Raw genomic sequence first — 11368 nt, forward strand, 5'->3', positions numbered from 1 at the left:
TGAATCCGCTCAGGAGCCTGCATGTCCGCAGAACTCAGCGCCTGGTTCGCCGAAAGCGGCGAGCTGGCGTTTGCCAAGCGCGCCCTCGTTATGCCGTGGCGCCACCGAACCCCGATCATCGAGACCGAGCATCCAGCCGCATGGCGAAGGCTGCAGGCCGCGCCGCGTTATGGCCGCAAGGGTCTGGCTTACGTGCATGTACCGTTCTGTGCCAATCACTGTCTTTTCTGCGGCTTTTACCAGAACCGCTGGCAGGAAGAGGCATCGCGCCCGTACACCGACAGGCTGATCGCCGAAATCGAACGCGAAACCGATACGCCGCTGGTGCACAGCGCGCCGATCCACGCGGTGTATCTGGGCGGCGGTACGCCGTCGGCACTGGCCGCGAATGATCTGGCCCGGCTGATTACCGCCTTGCGCACGCATCTGCCGCTGGCGCCCGACGCCGAAATCACCGTCGAGGGGCGGATTCGTCATTTCGACGATGCCCGCATCGACGCCTGCCTCGACGCCGGCGCCAACCGTTTCTCGATCGGCGTACAGAGTTTCGATACGCAGGTGCGGCAGCGGCTCGGCCGGCAGGCCCGCGGCGAACAGGCGATCGCCTTTCTCGAAGGCCTGGCCCGGCGCGACCGCGCCACCGTGGTTTGCGACCTGATCTTCGGCCTGCCCGATCAGGATGACGCGGTCTGGCAGCGTGATCTGGATACCGTCCGCGGCCTGCCCATCGATGGCGTCGACCTGTACGCGCTCAACCTGCTGCCGACGACGCCGCTGTTCAAGGCGGTCGAACTGCAGCGCCGCAGCCTGTCGACACCGCAGGAACGCCAGCGCATGTATCTCGCCGGCGTGGCGCAGATGAGGGATGCCGGCTGGGCGCAGCTGTCGAACAGCCATTGGGCCCGCGCCACGCGCGAGCGCAATCTGTACAACCAGTTGATCAAGGACGGCGCCGATTGCCTGGCGTTCGGTTCGGGCGCCGGCGGCAGCGCGCACGGTGTCAGCTATGTCGTCGGCGGCGAGCTGGCGAGCTACGAGGCGCAGATCGACGCCGGCCTCAAGCCGATCTCGAACATGGCGACCAGCGATGCATGGCAGCGAACCCGCGATACCGTCACCGGCGGGATCGAGGGCGGCCGGCTGGATCTGGCGACCTTGCCGCTGGCCGATGTCGCCGCCTTGCTGGTGCGTATCGAACCACTGATTGCGAACTGGCACGAAGCCGGCCTGCTGCTTGATGCCGGTCCGGTGCTGCGCTTGAGTCCACGTGGCCGCTTCTGGGCCAACAACCTGCACTCGGCGCTGAACGAGCTGATCCCGCAACTGGCCGCGGCACCCGCCGCCGAGCCGGCCGAATCCATTGCCGCCTGAACACGGAGAACCGAAATGAACGCAGTTGTTACCCCGCTTGCCGAACGCCTTGCCCTTGACGCCGACGGCATCCTTGAAAACCTTGCCCGCGAATACGGCGTCAGCCTGCTTGATGTGGTCACTGCTATGCCTGAAGCAACCCCCGAAGCCTCGCGCACGCTGCTGCCCGGCGAGCGCTTTGCCGAGGTCATGGCCGACATCAGTGACTGGGGCGATGTCACCGTGCTGACCCACAGCGCCGACGCTATCCTTGAGTTTCACGGCCGCGTGCCGGTCGGCCGCTCGGCGCATGGCTTTTTCAATTTGCGCGGTGGCGGTGCGCTCAGCGGCCATATCCGCACCGACCGCTGCAAGACGATCGCGCTGGTCGAGCGCCCGTTCATGGGCTTGGCAACGGCAAGCGTGATTTTCTTCAATCCCGAAGGGGCGGCGATGTACAAGGTCTTCGTGCATCGCAACAAGGACAAAAGCCTTGATGCCGAACAACTGCTACGCTTTCGCGCTTTGGCCGCGGCGAAAACCTGCTGCGGCGGTTGCCAGGGAGAAGGGTCATGCGGGAGTTGATGGTATTTGGAGCCAGTCGTGGCGTCGGTTTCGAGATCGCGAAGCAGGCGCGCTCGCAAGGGCGCAGCGTGCGTGCGCTGTTGCGTGATGGCGCGGACGACGGCGCCTTGCGCGAGATCGGCGTCGATGTCGTCCGTGGCGATGCGCTCGATGCGGCGGCAGTGAACGCGGCCATGGCCGATCTGGGGGCGGATGCCGAGATCGTGAGCACGCTCGGCAGCTTCGGCCCCGGCGTGCCGGTGGATTACCTTGGCAACCGCAACGTGATCGAAGCCGCCGAGCAGGCCGGCATCCAGCGGCTGGTGCTGGTCACCTCGCTCGGTTGCAGCGAAACCTGGGCGCATTTGTCCGAGCGGTCACGCAAGGGTTTTGGCGGCGCGGTCCGCGAAAAAACGCTGGCCGAAGCATGGCTGCGCACCAGCGGTCTCGATTTCACCATCATCCGCCCCGGCGGCCTGCGCGATGGCCCGGCACTGGGTGGCGCGCAGCGGATCGAGAACGAAGAAGCGCACGGTTTCGTTCGCCGCGCCGATGTCGCCGCCGAGGTGCTCGCTTGCCTCGCCGATCCGGCGACCATCGGTCGCGCGTTCAGCGTCGTCGATCCGGCCTGCCCGGCCTGAGTCGTCGGGTGCGAGCTGACGGCCTCACTGGCGTCAGTCTGCGCCGCAGTTTTCGGGACGATACCTGCAACCTTTCGCCGCGATGGGGCTCTTACTCAAGACGGGGGGGCGCTGCAAGGATGCAGCCGTTCTGAGTCGCTTCAATGCGACAAGGAGGTTCTTATGATCCGAGTTCAAGGCGCTTGCGCCGTGGGTCTGTTGGCCATATTGCTCGCCGGACCGGCATGGGGCGAATCGCTGCCGGTGCAAACGCAAGGGAATGTGTCGTATGTCAGCGGCGGCGTTGGCGATGAAGAGATGGCGGCGCTCAAGGCCATCCAGGCGAGTTACAACTTGCGCCTGCTGTTTGTCGGCCGGGATGGTCACTATCTCAGTGGCACGCAGGTGGTGGTCAAAAACGCCAAAAGCGAAGCGGTGCTGGATGCCGAATCCCATGGCCCGTATTTCTACGCCAAGCTTCCGGCCGGCCGGTATAGCGTGAGTGCCAGCCACGATGGCAAAACGCAGACCCGCCCGCTGCAAGTCGGCACCAAGGGCGGCAAGCAAACCACTTTCCGTTGGTAGCTTGCTAATGACATTAAAAAACCGGCCTGCGTGGCCGGTTTTTTAATGTGCGCCGTGCTTGCTGCTAGCGGTGGCGACTCCTTGGAGCCTGTTCACGATCTGTAAGCGTCCGGTGAAGCCACCTACCCGGATGCTTACGTCGCATTCCCTAGATCGTTGCGAGAAGGGAATGGGCCAGCCATTAAACGGCGTACTCATGAGTTACGGCTGTGGGACGAAACGGTTATTCATGTTCAGCTGCCAACATTGATCTGAACTGTAAAATAATCTCTGGAGATAGCCCCGCAGCTTCAAACACTGCGCAGGTGAAGCTAACAGGTGCAGGGCCTGGTGCAGTGATGATCCGGTCTGCAACCATCGCTCCTGAACAGCTTTGATAAAGAGTCTCCCCTTTATAATTTGCGGCATTCTGTTTTAGGAAATCAGCGCTGTTCGAGGTGTGAGGAGTCGTGTTGAGGAGGTCGGCCCTCGCAAGTGCCAGCGTTCCTCCACATATTCCAGCGATTGTCGCTCCCGCGAGTCGGCTAGCTCGAAGAAAGTCTCCAATATCTGGCGCTTCTGCGTGTTCCCAGACCATTCCTCCGACGATGACGACAACATCTGGTTTCCAGTCCAGGCATTGTTCCAAACTGCTATCCACAGTTACGGCCAGCCCTCCCTGCGAGAAGAACTGCCCCGGAGCAGGGGCGAAAAAGCGGAGGTTGATTCCGTAAAACGGCGATGCGGTTCCTGCAATGAAAGCATATTCCCAATCAGCAAAACCGGGTGTCAGTACCAAACCTATGCGTGCCATTTGTCAGAATCCTCCTTGAATCCCGAGAACATAAAGCGGCAACAAACAGATTTCAATGCCTGCTTTAGGCAGGCCATTGCCGGTCAAGTCGTCTTGGGTGACTCAGGCGGGCGTCCACTGATGCGGCAGCAACTTATCGAATTCACTCGCCCGCTGCGTAGCGAGCCTGCAAAGAGCCAGTTCTTGCGTCCAAGCGCCCACGGCCGGATCTGGTTCTCTGCCCAGCTAGTGTCTATGGGTACGGCCCCGTCATCGAGACAGCGCGACAGCGCGGCCCCGCGTTTCAGGCTGCAATTCAGCGCTCTGCGGACAGATGACTTGGCCGGACGGATACCACGATCTTGCTGCGCGGCGCTGATCGGGGCTTATGCGCCGAGCCTTGCATCGCGGGGTTATAAGGCTCGGCTTGCTCACCAAGAACTGCCGTGATCGGAATCCTCATTTGCACCTGCGTAAATGCCGGTTCCTGTGCTGCTCTTCACCCCGTTCGCGACAGATCGTGAACAGGTTCTCACCGGAAGAGGCCCCCGCTTGGCGGCGCAAGGCCGGTCAGCGCAGGTGGTGATGCCTGTATCCGCCGTCATCACGATAGCCGCTTCGCGGATGCCAGCGCGGTTGGTCGTACGGGTTCTCCGGCCCGCGCCAGTAACCATCGCGCCACCAGCGCTGGCGACCGTCGAAGACCCACATGCCTTCGACCCACACCAAGCCCGGGTTGGTGTTGATGAACACCCGCGACGCCGGGTAGTCGATGAAGGGGGGTGGCCGATAGATTGGCGGCACCGTGCGATAGATGATCGTCGGGGGCGATACATAGCCGGGGACGAACACCGGGGCGTCGACCTGAACCCGTACGCTATAGCCATCCGCCCCGGCCGGCGATGCGCCTAGTACGGTGGCGAGTGTCATTCCGATGAGAGCGAGAGGCGCTTTCATGGCTTTCCCCTTGTCGATCTACACACTGGTTCGACCCCGCCAAAACGTCGTGGTGCGGTGCGACCGCCGCTGGGCCAGTTGGGCGGCATGCTACCGGTGCGTCACGATCGTGTCGGTGACTTGTCTGCGCTTTGCTGAGAACCTGTTCACGATCCTGCTGCGCGTCGCTGATTGGGGCTCATGTGCTGCTCGGAATCCTCATTTACTCAAATGTAAATTCCGGTTCCTGTGCTGCTCTTCACCCCACTGAGCGCCGCTCGCGACTGATCGTGAACAGGTTCTGAGCGGCGGGGCGGCTTGCCGCCGGTGCTATCATCGGCAAGCCGCCCTGCCGACTCAGCACCGAGCCCATCCATGCCCGAACTTGCCTCCCTGCCGACGATCTCGCTTGCCGATATCGCCGCGCCCAACGCCGTTCTCCTCACCGTCAACAACCGTCTTGCCCGTAGGCTGACCACGGCCTTCGCCGCCGATGTCGCCAGCGCTGGCTTGAGCGTGGCCGAGGTGCCGCAGATCCTGCCGGTCTCGGCGTGGTTGAACCAGCTGACCGATGCGCTGGCGTTTACCGCTGCCTTGCCGCAATTCGCGCTCGACCCGTTTGCCGCCAAGGTGCTGTGGACCGACGTCATCGTGGCCGAGGAGGGCGAGCGGGGGCTGATGAACGTCGGCCAGGCCGCCGCGCTGGCGCAGGACGCCGACAAGCTCGTCGCCGATTGGCGCGTGCAGGTCGACGAGCACGACGAAAATGACGAGTACAAGCGCTTCCTGCGCTGGCAGGCGCGCTATCACCAGCAATTGGGCCGGCTGGATGCCGATGATGATGTGCGTCGCAGCGCGCAGATCATCGCCGCGATCGAGTCCGGTGAGCTGCCGGTGCCCGATACGCTGGTGCTGGCGGGGTTTCGCGAGGTGTCGCCCCGGCTCGCCGCCTTGTTTGCCGCATTGACCGCGCGCGGCACCGTCTTGCTGCAGCTGGCCGACGATGCGTCGCGCGGCGACGTGCAGCGTTACCCCGCTGCCGATCGCAGCGCCGAATGGCGCGCCGCCGCCGCGTGGGCGGTCGAGCGGCTCAGCGAGAATCCGCACCGCCACTACGCGATACTCGCGCCCAAACTCGAAAACGATGCGCCGTTCGCGCGCCGCGTGCTGCTCGACGCGCTCGGTGACGCCGGTGGCTTCAACGTTGCCATCGGCAGGCCGCTGGCCGTTTGGCCGCTGGCCCGTGCCGCGTTGGCGTGGCTCGGTCTGTTGCTCGGCAATGCCCCGTGGACGCCGCGCGATGTTGGCGCCGCCTTGCTTGCCGGCTACTGCGCCGGTGATCCGCACGAGAATGGCGAACGTGCCGCGCTCGATGCCAAGTGGCGCAAGGGCGGCGTGCTGCGTCTGCCGACCGGCCTGCTCGACAAGGGGCTGCAAACCTGCCCGAGCCTGTCGGCCGCGTGGCAAGCCGCGCGCGCGCTGGCGCAATCGTGGCCCAGACGCGCTTCGCTGCCGGTGTGGGCCGAGCGCTTGCGCGAGTTGCTGGCGCTGATCGGCTTTCCCGGTGCGCGTTCGCTCGATTCGGTCGAGTACCAAACCTTTGAAGCCTTCAAAGGCCAGCTCTCGAGGCTGGCGATGCTGGCGCCGGTGGCCGGTGATACCGATGCGCGCCATGCGCTGACGCTGTTCACCCAGCTGCTGCGCGACGCCGCATTCCAGCCCGAGCGCAGCCCGAGCTCCCGGCTGGACGTGCTCGGCCTGCTCGAAGCCGAAGGCGGCCGCTGGGATGGCGTGTGGATGCTGGGGCTGACCGACGATGTGCTGCCGGCGATGTCCCGCCCGAACCCGCTGATCCCGATGGCGGCCTTGCGCAGCGCCAACGCGCCACGCGCCACGCCCGAGCGCGAACTTGCCTACGCCAAGGATTTGTTTGCCGCGCTGCAAATGTGCGCGCCGCAATTGATCGTCAGCCATGCCGAGCTCGAAGGCGAGCGCGAACTGCGCCCGTCACCGTTGATCGCCGACTTGTCGGGCAGCGATTGGCAACCGGCCGCGCGCACCGACCTCGCGCCGGCCGCGCTGGAAACGCAGATCGACGATCAAGGCCCGCCGCTTCAGGCCAAGGACTGGGTTGGCGGTGGCGTCACCGTGCTCGATACGCAGGCGAAAAATCCGCAGTGGGCGTTCGTCAAGCACCGGCTCGGCGCCAGCGCGCTGCCGGCCTACACCGAACAGATCGTCGCCAATGTGCGCGGCAACTTCCTGCATGCGGTGATGGAGGTGCTGTGGCGCTCGCTGGGCGACTCGGAGACGCTGAATGAAATGCTTGCCGATGCCCGGATAGGCGTGATGCTCGAACTTGCGCTCGGTGAAGCCGCCAGTGCCGAGCTGCGTGATCTGCCCGAGGCGATCCGCACGCTCGAAATCGACCGTGCCCGGCTTGTCGTGCGCGAATGGCTCGAGATCGAAGCGCGCCGCACGCCGTTTGCCGTGACCGAAATCGAAAAGCGCCACGACTGGCGCCACGGCCCGCTGTCGCTTGCCGTGCGGCTCGACCGGGTCGATACGCTGGCCGACGGTGGCATGGTGGTGGTCGACTACAAAACCGGCAAACGGCTCGATATCGGCGGCTGGGGACGCGAGCGGCCGACCGATCTGCAACTGCCGTTTTATGCGTCCCTTGTCGCCGGAGGCGCTTCAATACAACCCGCCGGAGGCGTCTCGAACCAGCCCGTCGGCGGCGCTTCCGATCAACCCGCCGGAGCTGCCGTGGCCGGCCTCTTCCTCGCCAAACTGAACGCCCGTGAAGTCGCCGCGCTGGGTCTGGCCGAGTCGCCGCTAGCGCTCGACGGCGTGGCAACACCGGGCGAGCTGGATGACAAGAATCCGCTCGCCGGGATGGCCTGGGCCGACGTGCTCGATCTCTGGCGGATGCGCATCGGCGCACTGGCCGATGAATTCATCGCCGGCCGCGCCGCCAATGTCAGCGAGCGCCCCGACGACCTCAAATACTGCGATGCGCTGCCTTTCCTGCGGCTCAATCTGGAAACCGACGACGAGACCGAAGCATGAGCACCGAACGCCAAGCCACCGACCGCCAGCCTACCGACCGCCAGCCTACCGACCATCAGGCCCGCGCCGCCGCCGTCGATCCGTCTCGTTCCTTTCTGGTGCAGGCGCCGGCCGGCTCGGGCAAAACCGAACTGCTGACCGACCGGATTCTGGCGCTGCTGGCGATCGTCGATTCGCCCGAAGAACTGGTCGCGATCACCTTCACCCGCAAGGCCGCCGCCGAAATGCACGCGCGGGTGATGCAGAAACTCGCCGCGGGGCTTGGCCCGGCGCCCGAGCGCGAGCAGGCACGCCGCAGCCATGCGCTGGCGGTAAAGGCGCTGGCGCGCGATGCTGAGCGCGGCTGGCATCTGCTCGAACACCCGGCGCGGCTCGCGATCCAGACCATCGACTCGTTCTGCGCGTCGCTGGTGCGGCGGATGCCGTATCTGTCGCAACTGGGCGGCATGCCCAAAACGATCGACGATGCCCGGCCGCATTATCTGGATGCCGCCCGCGCGACGATCGCGCTCGCCGATCACGAAACGCTCGGCGCGCCGGTGCGGCTGCTGCTCGAACATCTCGACGTAGACCTTGGCGCAACCGAAGCGCTGATCGCCAATATGCTCGCCAGCCGCGACCAGTGGCTGCCGCTGATCATCGGTGCGGGCGAGGGGCGCGAGGCACTGGAAGGCCATTTTTACGACGCGGTGTGCGATGGGCTCGAAGGCCTGATCGCCGCGATGCCGCTCGGCTGGTCTCACACGCTGGCACCGGTGGCGCGTGCGGCGGCCGAATGTCTGGAAGCCGACAAACCCGGCGTGCTGACGGCGCTGCTGCATTGGGATGGCCCGCTGTCGGCCAGCCCCGATGCCTTGCCGCAATGGCGCGCGCTGTCCACCTTTCTGCTCACCAGCGGCAAGCTGCGCAAGCCGGGTGGCATCAACAAAAATCTGGGCTTCCCGGTGGGCTGCGCGCACAAGGCCGATATGGTCGAATGGCTGTCCGGTGCCGACGAAAGTGCGGCGTGGATTGCCCGCCTGAATGGTGTGAACGCCTTGCCGGTGCCCGAATTCGACGATGCGCAGTGGCGTGTGGTCGAGGCGCTGCTGTTCACGCTCAGGCTCGCCGCCGCGCAACTGATGCTGGTATTCGCCGAAAAGGGCGAGGCCGACTTCAGCGAGATCGCCCAGCGCGCGGTCTCGGCCCTGGGCGAGGTCGACGATCCGAGCGAGCTGCTGCTCAAGCTCGATAACCGCATCCGCCACCTGCTGCTCGACGAATTCCAGGACACCAGCCTGCCGCAGATCCGGCTGCTGGAAAAACTCACCGCCGGCTGGGGCCAGAACGCCGGCGTTGGCGGCGACGGCCGCACGCTGTTTCTGGTCGGTGATCCGATGCAGTCGATCTACCGCTTCCGCAAGGCCGACGTCGGCTTGTTTCTGTCGGCGCGAGACCACGGCATCGGCGAAATCCGGCCGCAGTTTTTGCAGCTGACCGACAACTTCCGCTCGCAAGCAGGCATCGTCGATTGGGTGAACCGGGCGTTTGCCATGCTGTTCCCGCGTGAAGATAGAGCCGACGACAGCGCGATTGCCTACGCAAAATCGATAGCGTTCAACCCGGCGCACGATGGTGCCGCGGTGACGTTTCACCCGGTCTGGAAAGCCAAGGGCAGCGAACCGGCGGTGTCCGAAGCCGAACACGTGATCGATCTGATCGAGCGCGAAATCGCCGCCGGTGCGCAAACCATCGCGGTGCTGGTGCGTGCCAAATCACATGCGAAGGTGATCGCCCGGCAGCTCGGCAACGCCGGCATTGCGCATCGCGCGGTTGAACTCACACCGCTGGCGCAGCGCCCGGTGGTGGCCGATCTGGTGCAACTGACCCGCTCGCTGCTGCATCCCGGTGATCGGCTCGCGTGGCTGGCGACGCTGCGCGCGCCATGGATCGGCTTGCGGCTGGAAAGCATGGCCGCGCTGTTTGCCGGCGATCAGCAAAGCACGGTGCCGGTGCTGCTCGGCAACGCCGAGCGCCGAGCCGGCTTGGCTGACGACGAACGCGCCCGCGCCGATTTCGCCGCCAGCGTGCTGCTTGAACCGCTGCCCAGCGCCTTGCCGCTGGCGGCGGCCATCGCCGGCGTCTGGCGTGCACTCGGCGGCGATCGCGTTTACCCCGGCGTGCGCGACGGGTTTGACGCCGAGAGTTTTTTCCAGTTGCTCGAACGCATCGCACCGTATGGCGCGCTCGATCCGGCCGAACTCGACGACGCGCTGGCCAAGCTCTTCGCCTCGCCCGATCCCGGCGAAGCGCGCGTCGAAATCATGACCATCCACAAATCCAAGGGCTTGCAGTTTGATGTGGTGATCGTGCCGGGCTTGCACCGCAAGGCGCCGCCCGACCACGCGCCGCTGCTGCGCTTCGAGCAAACCGGTGGCCGGCTGCTGCTTGGGCCGATCAAGCGCCTCGCCGATGCGGATGCCGATCCGCTATCCAAATACCTTGGCGAACGCGACAAACGCCGCGCCGCTTACGAGGTCGATCGGCTGCTGTATGTGGCGGCAACGCGCGCCAAGCACCGGCTGCACTGGGTTGCCGAAATGGCGGTTGATCTCGACAAGGGCGAAGCGGTGAAGCCGCAAGCATCGAGCCTGCTGGCGCGGCTGCTGCCGATTTTTGGCACACCGGTGCTACCGGCGCTGGAGCGCGGCGAGTCCGAAGCAGCCTCCAACGCCATCATCGGCCCGCCGTTCAAGCGCGTTCCGACCGCTGCATTGCCAGCCGTGGCCGAAGCCGGCGCGAAGCTCGCCAACCAACCCACGCCAAAACTCGACGACGCCGGCATCGACGCCGCCATCGGCACGCTCGCCCATGCATGGCTCGAACGCATCGGCCGCGACGGCATCGCCGCGTGGCCGGCCGATCGCCTCGCCGGCAGCGTGTTCCAGATCTCGCGGCAACTGCGCCGCGCCGGCGTCGCCGAAACCCGGATCGAGTCCGCCACGCAAACGGTGCTCGACACGCTGCAAGCGACGATCAGCGATGAAACCGGGCAATGGCTGTTAAGCCAGCCGGCAAGGCGCGAATGGCGGCTGATTGCCGCCGACGGCAGTTTGTCGGTGATCGATCTGGCGATTGAGACATCCGAAGGGGTCGTGATCGTCGATTACAAAACCGCCATTCCGCATGACGGCGAAACGGTGGACGCATTCCTCGAGCGCGAATCGCGCATTTATGCGCCGCAACTGGCGCGATATCGCGAACAAGTCAGTGCGCTGGATGGGCGGAATGCGCAGACATGGCTGTATTTTCCGCGGGTGGGAAGGGTGGTTAAAGATGTGGCAGAAAGAGCGACCTGAGTTATTCAGGAAAAAAGTCTACAAACAGGCGGAACCCGACACCTAGCCAAAAAAAGGGATTTATGTGCTTCTGCCATCGGTCTTTTTTCCATTCGACACGTCGCTAGCTTTTCACTTGCCAAGTCTGGCTA

The 11368-nt window shown here is 64.8% G+C and carries 8 protein-coding genes and 1 pseudogene; 6 read left to right on the forward strand and 3 right to left on the reverse strand.

Translation table 11 applies throughout. The features are described from left to right. Nucleotides 1-21: 21 nt before the first annotated feature. The 4 genes from hutW (at nucleotide 22) to JLC71_RS03720 (ending at nucleotide 3119) form a co-directional block, all read left to right on the forward strand. Nucleotides 22-1371, forward strand: a complete 1350-nt coding sequence (gene hutW, locus JLC71_RS03705; protein WP_200917330.1) for a heme anaerobic degradation radical SAM methyltransferase ChuW/HutW — start codon at nucleotides 22-24, stop codon at nucleotides 1369-1371. Between the two features lie 15 nt (nucleotides 1372-1386). Beyond that, a complete protein-coding gene (gene hutX, locus JLC71_RS03710) occupies nucleotides 1387-1935 on the forward strand; it encodes a heme utilization cystosolic carrier protein HutX (protein ID WP_200917331.1) in 549 nt (182 codons plus the stop codon). Further along, nucleotides 1923-2555 (forward strand): SDR family oxidoreductase, encoded by a 633-nt coding sequence (locus JLC71_RS03715; protein ID WP_200917332.1) that lies wholly within the window; start codon nucleotides 1923-1925, stop codon nucleotides 2553-2555. The genes hutX and JLC71_RS03715 overlap by 13 nt, the downstream gene beginning before the upstream one ends. A gap of 162 nt (nucleotides 2556-2717) precedes the next feature. Then, nucleotides 2718-3119, forward strand: coding sequence for a hypothetical protein (locus JLC71_RS03720; protein WP_200917333.1), 402 nt, complete (start codon nucleotides 2718-2720; stop codon nucleotides 3117-3119). Between the two features lie 223 nt (nucleotides 3120-3342). On the opposite strand, the gene JLC71_RS03725 is transcribed toward JLC71_RS03720, so the two are convergent. From JLC71_RS03725 to JLC71_RS03735, 3 genes and pseudogenes are all read right to left on the reverse strand, one after another. Next, a complete protein-coding gene (locus JLC71_RS03725) occupies nucleotides 3343-3912 on the reverse strand; it encodes a DJ-1/PfpI family protein (RefSeq protein WP_200917334.1) in 570 nt (189 codons plus the stop codon). A 104-nt stretch (nucleotides 3913-4016) separates the two neighbouring features. Beyond that, nucleotides 4017-4238 (reverse strand): annotated as a pseudogene (locus JLC71_RS03730) (IS66 family transposase); the annotation flags it as partial. Between the two features lie 223 nt (nucleotides 4239-4461). Further along, nucleotides 4462-4848: a hypothetical protein gene (locus JLC71_RS03735; RefSeq protein ID WP_200917335.1), complete on the reverse strand. Its 387-nt coding sequence runs from the start codon at nucleotides 4846-4848 to the stop codon at nucleotides 4462-4464. Between the two features lie 354 nt (nucleotides 4849-5202). Between JLC71_RS03735 and JLC71_RS03740 the strand changes: the two genes are divergently transcribed. Both JLC71_RS03740 and JLC71_RS03745 read left to right on the forward strand, forming a co-directional pair. After that, nucleotides 5203-7899 carry a PD-(D/E)XK nuclease family protein gene (locus JLC71_RS03740; RefSeq protein WP_200917336.1) on the forward strand — a complete coding sequence of 899 codons (2697 nt, stop codon included), beginning with the start codon at nucleotides 5203-5205 and terminating at the stop codon, nucleotides 7897-7899. Further along, the gene (locus JLC71_RS03745; protein ID WP_200917337.1) at nucleotides 7896-11237 is read left to right on the forward strand and encodes a UvrD-helicase domain-containing protein; all 3342 of its coding nucleotides are present in this window, start codon (nucleotides 7896-7898) and stop codon (nucleotides 11235-11237) included. The genes JLC71_RS03740 and JLC71_RS03745 overlap by 4 nt, the downstream gene beginning before the upstream one ends. Nucleotides 11238-11368 lie beyond the last annotated feature (131 nt).

This window comes from Jeongeupia sp. HS-3 (assembly GCF_015140455.1).
Classification (GTDB): domain Bacteria; phylum Pseudomonadota; class Gammaproteobacteria; order Burkholderiales; family Chitinibacteraceae; genus Jeongeupia.